The sequence below is a fragment of the Geobacillus sp. JS12 genome, from assembly GCF_001592395.1.
GTDB classification, from domain to species: Bacteria; Bacillota; Bacilli; order Bacillales; family Anoxybacillaceae; genus Geobacillus; species Geobacillus zalihae.
The window spans coordinates 2,729,095-2,747,996 of the sequence record NZ_CP014749.1 but is presented as its reverse complement, the minus strand read 5'-3'; the positions used below and the strand labels follow the sequence as shown (position 1 = coordinate 2,747,996).

The 18,902-nt window shown below is 48.1% G+C and carries 16 protein-coding genes and 6 pseudogenes; 17 read left to right on the top strand and 5 right to left on the bottom strand.

Features of this window, described 5'->3' with window-relative positions; translation table 11 throughout:
* The first annotated feature begins 40 nt into the window (after positions 1-40).
* Positions 41-1,511: pseudogene (locus tag A0V43_RS13515) on the top strand (IS5-like element ISGka1 family transposase).
* Here the strand turns inward: A0V43_RS13515 and A0V43_RS13510 are convergent.
* Positions 1,509-2,878 (bottom strand): annotated as a pseudogene (locus tag A0V43_RS13510) (IS1634 family transposase); the annotation flags it as partial. The pseudogenes A0V43_RS13515 and A0V43_RS13510 sit on opposite strands and share 3 nt — an antisense overlap.
* 242 nt (positions 2,879-3,120) lie before the next feature.
* Here A0V43_RS13510 and A0V43_RS13505 point away from each other — a divergent pair.
* Entirely contained in the window at positions 3,121-4,788 is a 1,668-nt protein-coding gene (locus A0V43_RS13505; protein ID WP_015374097.1) for an IS1634 family transposase, read from the top strand.
* On the opposite strand, the gene A0V43_RS19290 is transcribed toward A0V43_RS13505, so the two are convergent.
* Positions 4,730-5,218 (bottom strand): hypothetical protein, encoded by a 489-nt coding sequence (locus A0V43_RS19290; RefSeq protein WP_236930830.1) that lies wholly within the window; start codon positions 5,216-5,218, stop codon positions 4,730-4,732. The genes A0V43_RS13505 and A0V43_RS19290 overlap by 59 nt on opposite strands.
* 320 nt (positions 5,219-5,538) lie before the next feature.
* Between A0V43_RS19290 and A0V43_RS13500 the strand changes: the two genes are divergently transcribed.
* The 5 genes and pseudogenes from A0V43_RS13500 to A0V43_RS21040 form a co-directional block, all read left to right on the top strand.
* Positions 5,539-5,763 carry a hypothetical protein gene (locus A0V43_RS13500; RefSeq protein WP_063193320.1) on the top strand — a complete coding sequence of 75 codons (225 nt, stop codon included), beginning with the start codon at positions 5,539-5,541 and terminating at the stop codon, positions 5,761-5,763.
* A 249-nt stretch (positions 5,764-6,012) separates the two neighbouring features.
* Entirely contained in the window at positions 6,013-7,620 is a 1,608-nt protein-coding gene (locus A0V43_RS13495; protein ID WP_128578032.1) for a DUF4046 domain-containing protein, read from the top strand.
* Between the two features lie 127 nt (positions 7,621-7,747).
* Positions 7,748-8,782, top strand: a complete 1,035-nt coding sequence (gene darG, locus A0V43_RS13490) for a type II toxin-antitoxin system antitoxin DNA ADP-ribosyl glycohydrolase DarG (RefSeq protein WP_063193318.1) — start codon at positions 7,748-7,750, stop codon at positions 8,780-8,782.
* 352 nt (positions 8,783-9,134) lie between these two features.
* A pseudogene (locus A0V43_RS20540) lies at positions 9,135-9,314 on the top strand (IS1634 family transposase); the annotation flags it as partial.
* Positions 9,315-9,329: 15 nt separating this feature from the next.
* Positions 9,330-9,508: pseudogene (locus A0V43_RS21040) on the top strand (IS1634 family transposase); the annotation flags it as partial.
* Between the two features lie 521 nt (positions 9,509-10,029).
* On the opposite strand, the pseudogene A0V43_RS21035 reads toward A0V43_RS21040, so the two are convergent.
* Together A0V43_RS21035 and A0V43_RS20535 are read right to left on the bottom strand one after the other, a co-directional pair.
* Positions 10,030-10,208: pseudogene (locus A0V43_RS21035) on the bottom strand (IS1634 family transposase); the annotation flags it as partial.
* Positions 10,209-10,223: 15 nt separating this feature from the next.
* Positions 10,224-10,403: pseudogene (locus A0V43_RS20535) on the bottom strand (IS1634 family transposase); the annotation flags it as partial.
* 260 nt (positions 10,404-10,663) lie between these two features.
* Here A0V43_RS20535 and A0V43_RS13485 point away from each other — a divergent pair.
* From A0V43_RS13485 to A0V43_RS13450, 8 genes are all read left to right on the top strand, one after another.
* Positions 10,664-11,773 (top strand): RNA-guided endonuclease InsQ/TnpB family protein, encoded by a 1,110-nt coding sequence (locus tag A0V43_RS13485; RefSeq protein WP_063193317.1) that lies wholly within the window; start codon positions 10,664-10,666, stop codon positions 11,771-11,773.
* A 183-nt stretch (positions 11,774-11,956) separates the two neighbouring features.
* Positions 11,957-12,217 (top strand): hypothetical protein, encoded by a 261-nt coding sequence (locus A0V43_RS13480; protein WP_063193316.1) that lies wholly within the window; start codon positions 11,957-11,959, stop codon positions 12,215-12,217.
* Positions 12,214-12,600, top strand: a complete 387-nt coding sequence (locus A0V43_RS13475; protein WP_063193315.1) for a pepsin/retropepsin-like aspartic protease family protein — start codon at positions 12,214-12,216, stop codon at positions 12,598-12,600. The genes A0V43_RS13480 and A0V43_RS13475 overlap by 4 nt, the downstream gene beginning before the upstream one ends.
* 301 nt (positions 12,601-12,901) lie before the next feature.
* Positions 12,902-13,261 (top strand): flagellar protein FlaG, encoded by a 360-nt coding sequence (gene flaG / locus A0V43_RS13470; RefSeq protein WP_044741923.1) that lies wholly within the window; start codon positions 12,902-12,904, stop codon positions 13,259-13,261.
* A 15-nt stretch (positions 13,262-13,276) separates the two neighbouring features.
* A complete protein-coding gene (locus tag A0V43_RS13465) occupies positions 13,277-14,782 on the top strand; it encodes a flagellar hook-associated protein 2 (RefSeq protein WP_063193314.1) in 1,506 nt (501 codons plus the stop codon).
* Positions 14,783-14,943: 161 nt separating this feature from the next.
* On the top strand, positions 14,944-15,345 hold the full coding sequence (gene fliS / locus A0V43_RS13460) for a flagellar export chaperone FliS (protein ID WP_049624805.1): 402 nt from the start codon (positions 14,944-14,946) through the stop codon (positions 15,343-15,345).
* Positions 15,345-15,698 (top strand): flagellar protein FliT, encoded by a 354-nt coding sequence (locus A0V43_RS13455; protein ID WP_063193313.1) that lies wholly within the window; start codon positions 15,345-15,347, stop codon positions 15,696-15,698. Before fliS ends, A0V43_RS13455 begins: the two co-directional genes overlap by 1 nt.
* A gap of 13 nt (positions 15,699-15,711) precedes the next feature.
* Positions 15,712-16,098, top strand: coding sequence for a DUF8042 domain-containing protein (locus tag A0V43_RS13450; protein WP_063193312.1), 387 nt, complete (start codon positions 15,712-15,714; stop codon positions 16,096-16,098).
* Positions 16,099-16,392: 294 nt separating this feature from the next.
* On the opposite strand, the gene A0V43_RS13445 is transcribed toward A0V43_RS13450, so the two are convergent.
* Positions 16,393-17,472 carry an HD-GYP domain-containing protein gene (locus A0V43_RS13445; RefSeq protein WP_063193311.1) on the bottom strand — a complete coding sequence of 360 codons (1,080 nt, stop codon included), beginning with the start codon at positions 17,470-17,472 and terminating at the stop codon, positions 16,393-16,395.
* A 173-nt stretch (positions 17,473-17,645) separates the two neighbouring features.
* On the opposite strand from A0V43_RS13445, the gene hpf reads away from it, so the two are divergent.
* Together hpf and A0V43_RS13435 are read left to right on the top strand one after the other, a co-directional pair.
* Positions 17,646-18,197, top strand: coding sequence for a ribosome hibernation-promoting factor, HPF/YfiA family (gene hpf, locus A0V43_RS13440; protein WP_063193310.1), 552 nt, complete (start codon positions 17,646-17,648; stop codon positions 18,195-18,197).
* 84 nt (positions 18,198-18,281) lie between these two features.
* Positions 18,282-18,839, top strand: a complete 558-nt coding sequence (locus A0V43_RS13435; protein ID WP_063193309.1) for an LA_3659 family protein — start codon at positions 18,282-18,284, stop codon at positions 18,837-18,839.
* Positions 18,840-18,902: the final 63 nt, after the last annotated feature.

Here is an 18,902-nt window from a genome sequence, read left to right as displayed (position 1 = left end):
TTAGGGGGCTTATGTCGAAAAAGGAAGAAAAATCGTTGGAATGGAGCGTGAATGGATGATGAAAGCCCCCAAAAACCCTTCGACTCAGCCTCGGCTGTTTCAAGTCATCGACATGGAGGACCTGGTTCCCCCACACCATATCCTGCGCCAAATCAACGAAGCCGTCGACTTTTCCGTCATTCACGATTGGGTGGCTCCCCTGTACACGGAAAAAACGGGTCGCCCGGCGGCGGATCCGGAACGGCTGCTTCGCCTAATGCTGCTCTCGTATTTGTTCGACCACTCTGAGCGGGAGTTGTATGAGATCCTCCCCATGCATGCCGGATACTTGTGGTTTTGCGGTCTCGACTTTGAATCCGTGCTTCATCCGGATCCTCATCATCCTACGCTTCCGGATCGAACGACGCTCGTCAAAACACGGAAACGCTGGCGCCAACATGGAATCTTTGACCGGCTGATGACCTATGTGGTGGATCAATGCATCGCGGCGGGGTTGGTCTCGCCGGATGTCCATGCGGCGGCTGACGGCACCCAAGTGCGGGCGAATGCCTCGATCCACAGCTTGCGGGAGGTCAAGCTCGCTCCGGTGGAGACGTTGGAAGACTATCTGGCCCGCACTGCCCGGGAAGATGAACAGACCGAGGCCCGGGATCCGGATGACGACCCACCCTCTCCGTCTCCAAAATCAGGGGAACGCGTCCATGCCGAAGAACGGGGAAACTTCCGTGGAGCCACGTTTTCCAACCGGACCCATCGAAGCGTGACGGATCCGGATGCCCGGTTGTACAAGAAAGGAAAAGGCCAGGAAGCGTATCCTCGGTATCTGGTGCACGACGTCATCGATGTCCAGTCGCGCGTGATTTTATCCAGACGGGCCAGCCTCGCCACTGGAACGGCGGAACGGGAGACGAGTTTGGAGCAGCTGGCTTCGATTCAGTTTCGCCACCCGTCGATTACGATTCGGACCTTGTCTGCGGACAAAGCGTATGGCACCACCGAGTATCTGGAAGCGCTCTTCGTTCAAGGCATCACACCGCTCGTGCCGTTGCGCCGCAAGGAGATGGAGGAGATTCCAACCTGGAAGCGCCGGGCGAAGGATCCCGCTCAGGAAGCAAAGCGCCAGGCGAAAGTCCGAGACGTTCAGATTCGCAATCAAGCGAGGCTCATTCAGCAACAGGGCGGCTATCGATCCATTCAAGCCCTTCGCACGCGTTGTGAGCATGTGTTCGCCGAAGGGAAGGAATGTCACGGGCTGGACCGGGCCCGAAGCCGGGGCCTTTACGCCATGGAAGAACAGGCGCTGTTGACCGCCGTCGTGCAAAATCTGAAGCGATTGTGCCGGTTTCGAAAAAAAACGAGGGGGGACCGGCTCTTTGGCGTGCGCAAAACCGGAATTGGGAGCAGGAAGTCCTGCTCGTCTTCCCATCCTTTGGCGCCAAACGGCGGGGAGAATGGCCTCCAAAATTCGACATGTGGGAAGTCTATGCCCCATTAATTCACCGGCCTTCTAGGGCCAACAGAAACAAATAGCCCAATACGGCGACCCGTTCCGGTTTTTTGACGTAAATCTCATCGGTGAAAAACGGATCTTTCAAAAACGCGAAGTTCATTTCCACCGAGATTTGCCCTTTATACAGCTTTAGGATCTCTTGGGCATCCATGGGTTGGCCCTTCCATTCCTTCGGAACGGTCGTGACGAGGACAAACCGGGACGCTTTCCGTCTTGCCTGTTCCCATGCCGGTTGGTCGAATTCGACGTTTAGGCGAAGGGTGTACAGCGTCTCCGTCTCGGGCTCCGCCCCTTTTTTCGGCCGTCCGCGCCGTTTTTTCGGACGCACGATCTCTTCGACCGCGGCCTCCACTCGATGAAACCGAGGGCGAAGGGACGCCTTGAGGGACGTCAAGGCTTGTTCGGCGTCTTCGCGGCAGGAGAAGGGGTGGCGCTCCCAACGGACTTGTTCCTCACAAAGAAGCTCCGCTTCTTTGGTTCGTTCTTTTTCGAGCGTCTTTCCTTTGCGCTGGTCGAGGGCGCTCGATTCGACGACGATCAGCCGAACCGAGTGGCCTTCATAGGTCGAGGCCGTTTCCCATACCCGATACGTAGCGCCGTTTCTCTCCGCTAGGGTAAAGGGTTTGCTCCACGGGATGTGAGGCGAATCGGCCTCCGCGAGCGCCTGTTTCACGATCCGGAGCGATGAAGGGCCTCTGGTGATCAAAAAGGCACGGGCGGCTTTGGTCTGCGCCAAGGTGTCTTTTGTCATCGCGGCGGAATCGGCCACGTAAATCCACTCATCGTCGATCTTGGCTTGTTTGAACTGTTCGTGGATCCGCGACAGCACCTCAGGATTCCACGCCTTATCCGATCGATTGCCGTCGTGCACATCGCCGTAAAACGGGATGCCGTCCTCGTTGCCGACCAGTCCAAAGCCGATTGGTTTTTGCCAACGATGATGGCGGTTGTAGCCATGTGTGATCTGCAGAGCCTCCAACGAGGCCGATTCATAGGCTCCGTAAACCGTCTTGTCCGTCGTATCGGCATGAAAGACTCGGAGGGAAAGGCCTTCTTTGCGATAAATATGAATCAAGCAAGTGCTGATGACCTTGTGAATATCGGCCTCATACAAGCGATCGAGATGACGAGCCAAGGCATCGTCGTTCAACCAGGAAGGTTGGAGACCGGGACGGATGAGTTTCTCTAAATCGATCTCCTGAGCCCATCGTTCTAAGTGAACCAGGGCTTGCCGGCCGTCAAATAGATTGTAAAGGATGGCCTGAACGGCATCGCTGACTCGTGTTTGGCCTGTGGATCGACGGGTACAAGATGGTCAATCAAGCGGGGGATGTCCAGCTTTTTGACTAGAACACTTATTATATTCAAATAATCATTACGATAGACCCTTTGACTTTCACATTCATGAGAGAAAAACTCCTTTACATTCCTTGTGTGTCAAGCCCGAGTTCGACAGTTTTGAGGCCATTTTAGGCAAATGAAAATGGTTAAAATGCTGTAATATCAAGGATTTCACGATGCGGATCCTAGAAAAAAACGCTGAATTTCATAGGCACACGACTTGATGATTTAACCTTTTAAAATAGCCGAATATCGTTTATAATATAGGCATGTACATACGGAGAGTCACACGCAAAAACAAAGATGGAACGACTGTTGCATATCTTCAGCTTGCTCACAACGAATGGGATCCGAAGGCCAAATATGCGAAAGCGAAGGTGATTTATTCGTTTGGGCGCGAAGACGAGGTGGATCGCGCTGTCTTGGAGCGTCTGGCCAAAAGCATTTCGCGATTCCTTTCTCCTGAGCAGGCTTGGGAAATCGAGACGTTGACAGGAGAAGTGTCGGATGACTTTCAGTTTCAATCAAGCAAACGCCTTGGTGGCGCTTGGCTTTTGGATCAGCTCTGGAGACAACTGGGATTGGGAGAGATTCTCCACTCCTTGTTTGCCTCCCGACATCATCAGATTCCGTTGGAACGGCTCATTTTTGCCATGGTGGCGAATCGTGCCCTTCATCCGTCAAGCAAGTTGGCGATGGAGGAGTGGGTGGAGAAGGACGTGCATATCCCTCATCTTCCCCAAGTCGCCAGCCACCAGTTATACCGGGCGATGGATGAGCTGCTGGCTGTGCAGCCGGAATTGGAACGCCAAGTGTTCCATGCCGTGGCCGATTTATTGAACCTGGAAGTCGATTTGATTTACTTTGATACGACTTCGTCGTACTTCGAAGTGGATCCCTCTGAAACACCGGAAGGAGAATCGCTTCGAAAGCAGGGGTTTTCCAAAGATAAGCGTCCTGATTTGGTTCAAATCGTCATTGGGCTGGCTGTCACCCGGGAAGGAATCCCGATTCGCGCTTGGGTATGGCCTGGCAATACCATGGACATGACGGTCATCAAACAGGTGAAACAAGACTTGATTGGCTGGAAGCTTGGACGTGTGATCAGCGTCATGGACCGCGGCTTTTCCTCTGAAGAGAATTTGCGAATCTTGCAACAGGCCGGGGGACACTATATTGTCGGCGAAAAAATGCGATCCGGCAAAGCCGCCGTCGAAGAGGCCCTAAGCCGTCGCGGGCGCTACCAACAAGTTCGCGAGAACTTGCATATCAAAGAAATCATCGTGGGCGACGGAGAAGCGCGTCAGCGCTATGTTCTCGTGTACAATCCCAGCGAAGCCGAACGCCAACGCAAGGAACGGGAAACGCTGCTCGAATCGCTGAAAGAGGAGTTGGAGGGGCTTCGCCAACTCCCCAATGAAGCTCATCATAAGGCCACCTGCCGGCTGCGTTCCCATCCGTCCTACGGAAAATACTTGCGCCAGTTGAAGGATGGAACGCTTCGCATCGACAAGCAGGCGGTTCGTGAAGCGGAAAAGTATGACGGCAAATATCTCATCCGAACATCCGACGATACCTTGTCTGCGGAAGATGTCGCCATCGGGTATAAGCAGCTGGTGGATATCGAGCAGGCCTTTCGGACGTTGAAATCGACACTTGAGCTGCGTCCCATGTATCATCGCTTGGAAGACCGCATCCGGGCGCATGTGCTGCTCAGTTGGCTGGCTCTCTTGTTAGTTCGGATCGTAGAGATCCGGACTCATGAATCGTGGCCGAAAGTAAGGGATGAATGTGAGCGTCTTATGCTTGGACATTTTTCTTCCAAAAACGGCGACCTTTATCAACGAACCGAGCTGACGGCCAAACAAGCGCAACTCTTTACGGCTCTAGGGCTGGAGCCTCCTCCGAAGATCCTAGGCATCCATCCTCGCGCCTAGATACACGCCCGAAGTGTGCCCAAATGTCTCTCGTCCCTTTTGCATCAAGGGGCGAGAGGCATTTTGTTTGCCTAGTCACTGTCGAACTCGGGATATACAAAACGGAAAGAAAATGCGGTAGCGTACAATATGGTAACAAGGAAAGCGGTATGTGCTTAGAACCGTCATCGTGATAAAAATGAGGATATAACTTTGTAAACAATGGCAGTGATGATGAACGGACGCATTGACTTTTATGCGTAATATATAAAAGGTCATTAAAAAATGAAACTTTCCATTTTCGATATTCCTCTTGATCGATGCCAAAATGTTCCCGATAACTATGGTTTTTCCTTCGACTATTATAAATTTTTGTAATTTCTCCATCACCAATAATGCTGGCGATTAGAATATTTTGCTGTATAGGAGTTAACCGCAAGAAATCGTGCATTTATTTCACCTCTTTTCAGAACATATGTTCTATTTATATTTATTATAATGTATTCCTCATGTTTTTGAAAGGTTTAGATGGCATTTTGACTAATTTTATGGGGTAGTATTTTAGTAGTTATAAGCTATGTGCAACGGGAATTATAGGTTTTTTAAAGAAAATAGAGAAACTTCTAGGAATTTTTCAAAAGGGATGAGACAGTTTTAGAACATCGATGAGGAGAGGTATTGTTTATTAATAACAAAAACTAGCGATATTTTACAGGATAAGTGATGATTATTACAATATGAGCAAAATTAATTATAAGAGGTGGTTAAGTAATGATTCTTTATTTGTTCAAGGGGAATGAACTGAGTCAGGAAGAAATAGAGCAAATTAGGGTTTTTATTGAAGACAATTATCAAGTTGCTAATACTAGGCTAATTAAGGAAACATCTCATTCTTTGGTTTTTGAAGGGATGAAGAATGATACGTTAGTAGGTTTTGTATATCAAAAGGAAACTGGGGCTGTAATTGAGGATGAAGACTATAGGATATTTTTATAAAAGTTCAAGTTAAATTCTCTGACTACAGGATTTGAGCGTGTTGCAAAACGCATAAAGGATGCATAGATGCACATAAAAAATCCACTATCTTGGAAACAATATACAGTAACTAAAACTAAGGGGGACACTATCATGATTTCCAATTTTAACAGTGAAAACGAGGCGTCTACTGACTAGTAGGCTCTATTTCTTTAAATTATTATAGAACATGTGTTCTTATCTATGTTATAATAAAGTAGAGGTGATCATATGAATGATCTAAATTACTATCGAAGCATTTGTCCTTCTGAGCTAGCTCAATTACCGATTGTAAGTCTTTATAAGGAACTCATCAGCGGAAAGAGAAAGGCCCTTCCTTCAGGTACATGGGAAAAAGACGAAAATGTGATCATTCTTGTCCGTTATGCATTAGAAGTGAATCTTGGCTTAAAAAAGGAGCAAACCCCCAAGATCAACCGAGTTGTCATAAAGGAGCAGAAGCTTTGGGGAGCTTTAAATCGTTTTAAATCTATTCGTAAATTAATTCAATTTGTATATCCTGATCGATATAATGAGTTTGATTTCAGACGGGTGTCGATTAATTACTGGAACAATATTCAAAATATACGCAATCGATTGGAATGGCATTTGCGCAGGGAAGGAATAAGGATTGTAGAAATACCGCGAAAGGTGAATTACGATTTGCTCGTTGAGTGGGGATTTTCCAACCCTTTGAAACGACACGGCCATTCTCCATACCGCTTCATGAATGCCCTATACCCCGGCCGTTTTAAAGAAACGGATTTTAAAAAAATTCCTCAAGGCTATGCAATGAACCGCGAATTTTTGAAAGAGCAGTTTATGAACATGCTTCGTCAGGAAAAGATTCGGTTCGAAGACGTACCAAAGAAAGTGACGCGGCAAATGCTCATCAAGCATCGTTTTAGTGCGGCTTTAAAACATCACCGTAATTCGCCTCTAGAGTTTATACAATACCTTTTCCCCAATCAGTTTTCACTCGATGATTTTCGTACCAAACCAAATGGCTACTGGAAAGATATTGACAATGTGAAACGGGAGATTATGGATTTGATTAACAGGGAGAAAGTAGCCGAGCAGGATGTCCCGCGCTTTATGACGAAACAGCGGCTGGTGGAGGAAGGGTTGACAGGTTTGTTGCATGAATATCACGGTTCGCCGATTGAGATTATAGAGGCGGTGTTTCCGGGTAAGTATGATGTGACAGAGTTTCAGCGTGTGCCAAACCAACATTGGCATTCTCCGCAAAACCGGGTGCAGGCGCTGCGGACGTTTTGTGCCAAGCGGGGAATCGGCCGTGAGGAGTTGCCGCGGTTAAACCGGGCGTATTTTCGCAAGCATTTCCCACGGTTTATCAGCATGGTCGATCGTCATTACGACAGCAAATTTTACCGTTGGATTATGGAATCCTACCCGGAATACACGTTTTCCCCCGAGGAGTTTCGCTTGCTTGTAGGCGTGGATGGGCAATTGTGCGATTCAAAAGAAGAACTAGAAATCCATAACTTTTTGATTCGCGCGGTCGTTGATGGGAAAGTGGAAAGAGAAGGATGTCGTTTTGTGAACCACGAATATGACGAAGTATACATCCCTGACTGGGTGATCGAGCAAAACGACAGAAAGTGGATTGTCGAGTATTTCGGGCTATATGGTTCGACGCGTTACAAGTGGTATACGGAGAAGGCGGACCGAAAAATGCAGTTTTACCATTCGCTCGCCGATTATACGTTGATTGTGATCATGCCTGATGATTTTCGGGAAAAAGGGTTTCAAAGAATTGTGTCCCTTTTGATTAGTAATGGGATACAGATTAATGTTCATTGTTCTCTGGAACGATGATTTTTAAGGCATTAAGAGGTTAAAAATGATAAAATGAAGCAAAAAGTTGAAGAGATTATGTGCCAATGTCATTGCCATAAACCGATAGCTGTCCGGCCGCATTGGTACTACTGAAGGAGGTGACGCAATGATCATCCTAAAACAAGGCAATCTCTTGGAAGATGAAGCAGAAGCTTTGGTAAACACGGTCAATTGTGTCGGAGTGATGGGGAAAGGAATTGCACTGCAATTTAAGCAAGCTTATCCAGAAATGTTTTCGGAGTATGAAAAGGCTTGCCGTCGCAAGGAAGTGCAGCCAGGCAAAATGCATGTCGTTTCCACTAAATCGTTATTGAACCCAAAATATATTATTAATTTTCCTACAAAACGCCATTGGAAAAATAAATCCCGGATGGAAGATATTGAACTAGGGTTGGCGGATTTGATAAAGGTGGTTAAAGAGCTTAATATAAAATCGATTGCGCTTCCGCCGCTTGGCTGTGGAAATGGTGGGCTTAGATGGGATGAAGTACGTCCTAAAATTGAAGCGGCTTTTGAGCATTTAAAAGAGGTGGAAGTGCATTTGTATGAGCCTGCAGGGAGCCCTAACCCTGATCAAATCAAAATACGTACAAAACCACCAAAGATGACAAGATCTCGAGCGTTATTGCTAATGTTAATGAATGATTATTCCATTCCGGGGTATAAGTTGTCATTGCTGGAAATTCAGAAGTTGGCTTATTTTCTTCAGGTTGTCGGCGAACCGATGAGATTGCGATTTGAGAAAGGAAAATACGGTCCATACGCGGACAACTTGAATCATGTTTTACTGCGTTTGGACGGTCATTTTATTCGAGGTTTTGGCGACCGCAACCGGGATGCAGAAATTTATTTACTACCGAATGTGGTACAAGAAGCTGAACAGTATTTGCAGGGGGATTCCGAGGCTGACGAACATTTAGAAAAAGTGCGGAATGTCATTCAAGGGTTTGAAACTCCATATGGGCTGGAATTGCTTTCCACTGTACATTGGGTTGTGAAAGAAAATCCGGATATAAAAGACGATATTCATTCCATTATTAAAGAAATTCATAATTGGAACGAACGAAAGCGGAAGATATTTAAAGAAACGCATATCACAAAAGCTTGGCAACATTTGAAAGGAATAGGGATGCTTAATTAATAAAAAATGCTTGTTAGATTAAGCCTTGCTCGTTCGGGGAGTGAGGCTTTTATTATCAGTGTAAACCTTAATTAGATTCTTATCCCAATCAAATAAAGATACGTCCAGACCTTTTAAAGATGACAAAATCGAATGTGATATTATGCAATATTTGTAATTTTTTATATTTGGCGGCTAACGGGTACCCGAGTTCGACAGTTTTGAGACCATTTTAGGCAAATGAAAATGGTTAAAATGCTGTAATATCAAGGATTTCACGATGTGGATCCTAGAAAAAAACGCTGAATTTCATAGGCACACGAATTGACAAATTAACCTTTTAAAATAGCCAAATATCGTTTATAATATAGGCATGTACATGCGGAAAGTAACACGCAAAAATAAAGATGGAACGACCGTGGCGTATCTCCGGCTTGCTCACAACGAATTGGATCCGAAGGTCAAATATGCGAAAACGAAGGTGATGGATTCGTTTGGGCGCGAAGACGAGGTGGATCGCGCTGTCTTGGAGCGTCTGGCCAAAAGCATTTCGTGATCCTTTCTCCTGACTCATGAATCGTGGCCGAAAGTAAGGGACGAATGCGAGCGTCTTATGCTTGGACATTTTTCTTCAAAAACGGAGACCTTGATCAACGAACCGAGCTGACGGCCAAACAAGCGCAACTCTTTGCGGCTCTAGGGCTGGAACCTCCTCCGAAGATCCTAGGCATCCATCCTCGCCCCTAGATACACGCCCGAAGTGTGCTCAAATGCCTCTCGTCCCTTTTGTATCAAGGGTCGAGAGGCATTTTGTTTGCCTAGTCACTGTCGAACTCGGGGGGTAGATGAGTCAGAAAATAACGATGAAACAAACGATATACGAAATATTTTCTGTAAATTGTATTCAGATGGTAGCAAGGACATGAAAATTTACTTATTACTGTGGATATTAGTCAAAAATTTTTGCTCGATATCGAATAGGGTCCCGATTGAAAAAGCAGAGGACAAGCAAACTCCCTTAGTATAGTTTGTTTCTATCGATATGATGTTAGACGTTGGCATTAAATTGTACTCATACTGCTTGCCACGCTTAAATTTTAACATCTTTCCGAAAGAAGTCTCCCACTTCTAAACGAAGTGAAAGTGGGAGATGAATTTCGGTTAGGTATAGCCTAACCCGAGTTCGACAGTGACTAGGCAAACAAAATGCCTCTCGACCCTTGATACAAAAGGGACGAGAGGCATTTGAGCACACTTCGGGCGTGTATCTAGGGGCGAGGATGGATGCCTAGGATCTTCGGAGGAGGTTCCAGCCCTAGAGCCGCAAAGAGTTGCGCTTGTTTGGCCGTCAGCTCGGTTCGTTGATCAAGGTCTCCGTTTTTGAAGAAAAATGTCCAAGCATAAGACGCTCGCATTCGTCCCTTACTTTCGGCCACGATTCATGAGTCAGGAGAAAGGATCACGAAATGCTTTTGGCCAGACGCTCCAAGACAGCGCGATCCACCTCGTCTTCGCGCCCAAACGAATCCATCACCTTCGTTTTCGCATATTTGACCTTCGGATCCAATTCGTTGTGAGCAAGCCGGAGATACGCCACGGTCGTTCCATCTTTATTTTTGCGTGTTACTTTCCGCATGTACATGCCTATATTATAAACGATATTTGGCTATTTTAAAAGGTTAATTTGTCAATTCGTGTGCCTATGAAATTCAGCGTTTTTTTCTAGGATCCACATCGTGAAATCCTTGATATTACAGCATTTTAACCATTTTCATTTGCCTAAAATGGTCTCAAAACTGTCGAACTCGGGGCCTAAAATTGTCTCTTTTTTGTGTATTACAATATAATCAGTTATAGAAAAAATATATCGAAAATCAAGGTATGAAGTGATGTGGTGTCGATATGGCAAACAAAGCCTATCAGTTCCGTCTATACCCAACAAAAGAACAAGAACAACTGCTCGCCAAAACCTTCGGTTGTGTCCGTTTCGTGTATAACAAAATGCTTGAAGAGCGCATACAAATGTTTGAAAAGTTCAAGGACGATCAAGAATCCTTGAAACAGCAAACATGTCCGACCCCTGCCAAGTACAAAAAGGAGTTTCCTTGGCTAAAAGAAGTGGACAGCCTTGCGCTGGCAAACGCCCAATTGAATTTGCAGAAAGCATTTCAACACTTCTTTTCTGGCCGCGCTGGATTTCCCAAGTTCAAAAACCGCAAGGCGAAACAGTCGTACACCACAAATATGGTAAATGGCAACATCAAGCTTTCAGATGGCTATATCAAGCTGCCCAAACTGAAATGGATCAAGCTCAAGCAACATCGGGAGATCCCTGCCCACCATATCATCAAGTCTTGTACGATCACGAAAACCAAAACAGGAAAATACTATATTTCTATTCTCACAGAGTACGAACATCAACCTGCCCCAAAAGAAGTACAAACGGTTGTTGGGCTTGATTTTTCCATGAGTACGTTGTATGTCGATAGCGAGGGTAAGAGAGCCAATTATCCTCGATTCTATCGCAAAGCATTGGAAACATTAGCGAAAGAACAGCGTAAATTGTCTCGTAAAAAGAAAGGCTCGAATCGTTGGCACAAACAGCGTCTGAAAGTAGCGAAGCTGCATGAGAAAATTGCCAACCAGCGCAAGGACTTTCTGCATAAGGAGTCGCACAAATTAGCGAAACGGTATGATTGCGTGGTCATCGAAGACCTCAACATGAAAGGGATGTCACAAGCCCTCCATTTCGGTCAAGGCGTTCATGACAACGGCTGGGGCATGTTCACCACTTTCCTTCAGTACAAGCTGGCCGAACAAGGGAAGAAGCTGATCAAAATCGACAAATGGTTCCCCTCGTCCAAAACGTGTTCGTGTTGCGGTCGAGTCAAGGAGTCTCTATCGCTTTCTGAACGGACATTCCGTTGTGAATGTGGATTCGAGAGCGACAGGGACGTCAATGCGGCCATCAATATCAAACATGAGGGCATGAAACGATTGGCGATCGTCTAATTTGTCCTCGAACCGTGGGGCACACGGGGATCGCTCGGTCAACTTCCCATCATGAGATGGGATTACCCGAGAAGCCCCCACCTCTAAGCGAAGCGTAGGTGGTGGGAGTATGTCACAAATATTGCTTTATATATGTAAGGTGATTAGTGATAAAATGTAATAAAAAGAGATGGAGGCAAACAAATGAAATGGTCAGAGTTACGTAAGCAATATCCGAATCAATTTGTGTTGGTGGAGGCTATTTCGGCTTGTTCACAAAATGGCAAACGTATCATTAAAGAAATGGCAGTGATCGATCGGTATCATAGTGTGTCTGATGCATGGAATGGTTATAAGCAGCAACACAAAACTTTCCCGGCGAAGGAATTATATATTTTTCACACAAGCAAGGAGCAAATAGAGGTGGAAGAACAATATTTTATAGGGATTCGGGGGAGAGTATGAATATAAGAATAGAAAATGGATTACCTATTGTTTCTGTCGAAATAAAGTGTGGTGAAAAAACTGTTCTTTTAACAGACGTGTTGTTGGACACAGGTTGTGCTACGACCATTTTTGATACGGATGTACTCGCACAAATCGGTATAGAATTAGACATTATTAATGGAAGAACAAAACGAATGTACGGAGTAGGCGGATACAGCGAGATTTGTTATGAACAAATCGTAAACAACGTTATAATTGATGGAAAGGAGCTAGCATCATTTTTATTACAACTGGGAATGACTAAAGAAATATATGGTTTTGACGGAATTTTAGGCGTAGACTTTATGGAGAGAACGGGAATGATTATTGATTTTAAAAATTTCATTATTAAATATGGATAAAAGCAATGTTTGAGTTTTGCCAAGAATGTTTTGTGCTTATATTCCTCATCTTGTTTTTTTGTTTTAATGTGATTTTACTCTTTTATATTCCCCTTTTAAGTTTCTACTTCCCCCTCGTTAGTTTTTGCTTATGATGCCCCCGCTATTTTCAACAATTGACAAGTATTATACACAAGAAATGAAATTATCATCATCCCCTGATTTTTATATGGATTGCATTTATTGTTCCCTCCCCCTTCACAATTCTCCATCTTTATCCGATATAAAACATAGATAGTGTTCATGCAAAGGAGCGGGCGTTATGTCGGTGGAAAGGGTCTCTTCGCATTCTCCTTCTTATTTGTATGAAAGTGTTCGCAATGAAAAGGCAAGCAGCGTGATCGAGTCGCAAAAGCAGAATCATGCTAGCACTTCGGAAGCACCGCAGCAAAACATTCCAAAAGAAAAACTAGAAGAAGTAGTGAAAGGCTTAAACGAATTCCTTCAGCCAAGCCATACGTCGTTAAAGTTTGAACTGCATGACGAGCTGCAGGAATATTACGTACAAATCATTGATGAGCGAACGGATGAGGTCATTCGAGAAATCCCTCCGAAGAAGCTGCTTGATATGTACGCGGCGATGATGGAGTTTGTCGGGCTTTTGGTGGATAAAAAAATTTAACGGTGGTGAGTCGACATGGCGAATACATTGCGCATCAGCGGCCTCGCGAGCGGAATGGACATTGACAAAATCGTGAGCGATTTGATGAAAGCGGAGCGGGCGCCGCTTGATAAATTGAAGCAGAAAAAGCAGCTGCTTGAGTGGCAGCGCGATGATTACCGAGCGATGAACACGTTGCTTCAGGGGCTTGACGACTATTTGTTCAGCAACATCACGCTCCAAAGCAGCATGCTCAAAAAAACCGTCTCGAGTTCGAACGAATCGGTCGTCACAGCGACGGCGGGCTCGAGTGCGGCGAACGTGGCGGCGGCGATTCAAGTCAATCAAGTGGCCACATCGGCCGTCTGGCTGTCCGATGCTACGAAAAGGGTGGATAAAGCGAGTTTCTCGGTAGACGCCGATGTCACGCTGACGATCAACGTGACAAACGGGGATGGGACGACGAAGCAGGCGGCGATCACAGTGAAGAAAGGAACGACGCTCGATGGGGTGATCGCCCAACTCAACAGCAACCTAGACCTTGGCGTCAGCGCGTTTTATGACGAGCAAACTGAGCGGGTTTCGATCATGAAAAAAGAGACGGGGGCGCGGGCGAGCCTTGTGCTCGCCGACCAGGCGACGGCTGACTTTTTTGCGCAAAAGCTCGGGTTTGCGGGCGCGATAGCGGGGCAGGAGCTTACGGGAAAAACGGCGGGGAAAGACGCCGACATTACCATCAACGGCTTGCAAACGACCCGCTCGTCGAACACATTTACGATCAACGGCGTGACGTACACGCTCAAAGGGACAGGCGCGGCGACGGTGTCGGTGGCGACGGACGCGGACGCGATGTTTAACGCCATTAAAGGGTTTGTCGACAAATACAACGAAACGATCGACAAAATCAACGCCGAGCTGAAAGAGGAGCGCTACCGCGACTACCCGCCGCTTACCGACGAGCAAAAGGAAGCGATGACGGAGAAACAAATTGAGCTGTGGGAAGAAAAGGCGCGGAGCGGGATGCTTCGCGGTGATTCGATTTTGTCGAGCGCCTTGAGCCAAATGCGGATGAATGTGTACACGAAAGTCGAAGGAGCGAACATTCCAAGCGGGTTTTCGCAGCTCGCGCAAATCGGGATTACGACGTCGTCGAATTATCTAGACGGCGGGAAGTTGATCATTGACGAAACGAAGCTGCGGGAGAAAATCAAGGAAAACCCGGATGCCGTCTATCAGTTGTTTAACCAAGACGGTGCGACGGATGCGGAAAAAGGGATCGCCCGCCGCCTGCGCGATACGATCAAAGCGACGATCGGGAAAATCGAGCAAAAGGCGGGGAAGACGATTTGGACGAACCAGCAGTTTGCGATCGGGCGCGATTTAATCCAGATCAATGACCAAATTGACCGCTTCCAAGACCGTTTGAAACAAATTGAAGACCGCTACTACCGCCAATTCACGGCGATGGAAGAAGCGATTCAGCGCGCCAACCAACAAAGCATGTACTTGATGAACGCCTTTGGCGGCGGCATGCAGGGGTAAGCGGTTTGAAGGCTGAGGCGCTGTCGCGGTGACAGTGGGGGAAGAAGCGACCACGCTCACGGATGGCAACAGATGAAGGGCGTTCGGCGCGGCCCGTTGAATCAGATGATGGCTTGGCGATGGGTGGACATCATAGAATCATAGAAAAGGAGTGACGGAAGATGGCGACAAACAATCCGTATCAACACTACCAAGCCAACGCCGTGCAGACGGCGTCGCCTGGCGAGCTGACATTGATGCTGTATAACGGCTGCTTGAAGTTTATCAAGCTCGCACGCCAGGCGATCGAGAAGGGGGACATTGCGGCGCGCAATGAGAATTTGATTAAGGCGCAAAACATCATTTTGGAACTGATGAAGACGTTGAAGATGGAGTATGAGGTTGCGAAGTCGATGATGACGATGTACGACTACATCTACCGCCGCCTGGTTGAAGCGAATGTGAAAAGCGATGCGGCGATTTTGGATGAAGTGGAAGGGTATGTCGTCGAGTTTCGCGATACGTGGAAGCAAGTGATTCAGCTCCATCGGCAGCGCCAATACGCGGAAGGCGGGCAGGCGTAATGGGCGTGGTGCATGATGTATGGCGGGTGACGAAGGAGCTGCTGGAGGCAACGGCGCTGCCGTGGCCGTCCGAGGAGCGGGAAGAGCGGCTTCGGACGGTTGATCGATTGCTTCGGGAGCGCGAGGAGCTGCTTCGGGAGCTCCGTCCGCCGTACAGCGAGGAAGAGCAGCGGCTTGGCCGTGAGATCATCGCTTGGAATCAGGAGATTGAGAAGCGGCTTCATCAAGTGCGCGATGAGATTCGCGGCGACTTGCGGGTGGCAGGGGCGAAGCGGCAGGCGAACGCCCGCTACGTTCACCCGTATGAGCAGCCGCTTTCGTTTGACGGGATGTTTTACGATAAGCGACGATAGGTGGGATTTTTGGATGGCGAGGTTGACGGACGCGGCGCTCGACATCATCCGCCAGTATGCCTCGCTGCTCGAGACGATCGAGGAAGGGCTCGACTATGTGGAGGCGAGCTTTTCCGATCCGCGGCGGATGCATGCCGATGTGTTGCTTAGGGATATTTTGCTTGCGCTTGGGAAAATCGGCGAGACGAACGTGTATTTATGCGAGCTGTTCGCTGGGGGGAGCGATTTGGTAGGCCATATCGAACGGTTTGCGGATGTGTTGGAAGCGGCCGCGGCGCTTGATGGACAGCTTTCCGATGCGGCGGTGAAGGAGCGCATTGTCTGCGGGCGGTTGTCGCCTGCGTTTCAGGCGTGGAAGCTCGCGGTTGAAGACGGCTTGCGGCGGTATGTCGTTCAATGAGGATGGATCCATTGGCGAGGTCATTGCTTAGGGGGAGATACAATCCATCGCCAGTCCATTCCAACGCAAGGTAGGGACGATCATCCGCCAGCCTTGTCTGTCGGAGGGAGGCATTGGGATCAGCGCAGCGCCACGCGACGGGAACGAATGACCGACGGGGTGGCAGCTGGCATGGAATGCGGGGCAGCGGCAGGGAACGTGCTGTCACGGTTTCGCTCGTTGTACGGGCGGCCACGGATGTTTAAGTAGAGAACGGAAAAAAAGCAAGGACAGCGCTGTGCTGTCCTTTTCGCTTCAAACCGCCTTCACAATCGTGATGTTCATCTCTTTCCGCAAGTCAATCTCATACGGGCTTTTCAGCTCCTCGCCCGCGGGATTTTTGATGACGCGGACGATCGGGCGGAGCGGGAAGCCCGGAAACACTTGGGAGACGACGCCGACTTCTCCAGTGTTGAGTTTGACGGTCGTGGCGACCGGGTAGACGGCGATGTAGGAAAGGAAGAGCTTAATGAGTTCGTAGTCCAGCATGCCGCCCGCCGCGGATAGGTATTCGGCTGCTTCGTGCGGCGAGTATTGTCTTCGGTGGTAGCGCGCCGACGTCAAGGCGTCAAAAACGTCGGCGATGGCGACGATGCGGGCGTATTCGTGAATGTCATCGCCCGATAAGGCGCGCGGGTAGCCGCTGCCGTCGCACCGCTCGTGGTGCTGCAAGGCGCAGTGGGCGGAAAAGAGCGAGATGTTGCGCTGGCGACGCAGCAGTTCGAAGCCGAGATATGTATGGCGGCGGACGATTTCCTTTTCCTCTTCCGTCAAGGCTCCTTTTTTCCGCCAAAGACCGTCAGGCAGCTGGGTCATGCCGATGTCAAACAGCAACGCACCGATGCCGAGGTCAAGCAGCTGCTGGGGGCGATACCCTTTGGCGATGCCGATGACGCCGGCGATGGTGGCCACGTTGACCGAGTGGTGGAAAAAGTAGCCGTTCGAGATGACCAAATCCGACAAGTTGATGAGCAAGTTTTCTTGCTTCAATAAGTAGTCCAAAATGTCTTTGAACACTTTTTCATACTCTTTTCCCAAATCGAGCGAGGAGGCGCGGCTGAGCAGCTTTTTTTGCTCAATCAAGGCCGTCATCGTCTCGTACACTTTTTTCACCGCCTGCTGGCGCACGGTCGGGCTGATGAGCGAGCGCGGGCGGATGTCATAGGTTTGTTTGTCGTCAATATAAATGTATTGAATCCCTTTTTGTTCGAGGGAGCGAATGTACCCGCCTGTCAGCCGCACGCCGCGCGACAAAAGGACGCTGCCGTTGGCGGCGAACAAGTCGACAGCGAGCACGTCACCGCTTTTCGCATGGGAAATATGGACCTTTCGCATCGTTCACACACTCCATACCTTCCACATCATAAGAAAAACACCTATGCCTATCTTACCATATTTTCCTGTGTTTTTCACAAAATCTTCAAAAATATTTTTGATTGAAACATGGATTGGATGGGTAATAAAAAAGTGTAGGGATTTACAGTTTTAAAGATAAGGAGTGGTCAGCGATGATGTATCACATTCGCGGGGAAAACATCGAAGTCACGCCAGCGCTGCGCGAGTACGTGGAGAAAAAAATCGGCAAATTGGAGCGCTATTTCGATCGCACCGATGACGTGAATGTCCATGTCAATTTAAAAGTCTATAACGATGGACAAGGGAAAATCGAAGTGACCATTCCGATTCCGCATTTGTTGCTGCGCGCTGAAGAGCGCCATGAAGATATGTATGCGGCCATCGATTTAGTAACCGATAAGCTCGAGCGGCAAATCCGCAAACATAAAACGAAAGTCAATCGGAAGCTGCGCGACCGCGAGAAAGAAGCGAAGCTGGCTGCCCCTGTGCCAAACGGCGCTTCCGCGGCGGAGAATAATGAAGAGGAGTTTGAAATCGTGCGCACGAAACATTTCAGTTTGAAGCCGATGGACAGCGAAGAAGCGATTTTGCAGATGAACTTGTTGGGGCACAACTTCTTCATTTTCACCAATGCGGAAACAAACCGGACGAACATCGTCTACCGCCGCAAAGATGGAAAATACGGATTGATCGAGGCGAATTAAACAGTTGTCTCTTGTGCGCATCCCTGCTTTTTTTGGCAGGGGATGTTATAATATGCATGAGAAAAATCAAAATGGGGGAGAGCGATGGAGGAATTGTTGCGTCAAATTTTGTCCAAGTTGGACAACATGGAAAAAGGATTTTTGGTGTTCCAAGAAGAAACTCGCCAACGGTTTGAGCAGATGGATGGCCGTTTGACGGAGATGAACGGACGCCTCGTCGGCCTCGAACAGGAAATGGGCGCGGTGAAAGAGCGGTTAGACCGTGTGGAAACGCGGTTGGGCGGCGTAGAGACCCGGTTGGACGGCGTGGAAACGCGGTTGAATGGCGTGGAGACCCGGTTGGACGGCGTGGAAACGCGGTTGAATGGCGTGGAGACCCGGTTGGACGGCGTGGAAACGCGGTTGGACGGCGTAGAGACCCGATTGGATGGCGTGGAAACGCGGTTGAATGGTGTGGAAACTGAATTGGAGGAAGTGAAAGAGACGCTTCATCGGGTCGAAACGCAGCTTGTGGATGATGTGCAAATATTGCTTCGCAAAATTCATGAAAAAGTTGAGGAGAAAAGTTTTGAAATTTATGCGCTGAACCGGCGGCTTCACCATGCGGAAGCGGCGATTGAGCAGCTTCAGTCCAAGGCGTGATTCCCTCTTTTGGACATGCCCCTCTCTAAGCCTGTGCAACAGTTGTCACCTATCCCTGTAAAT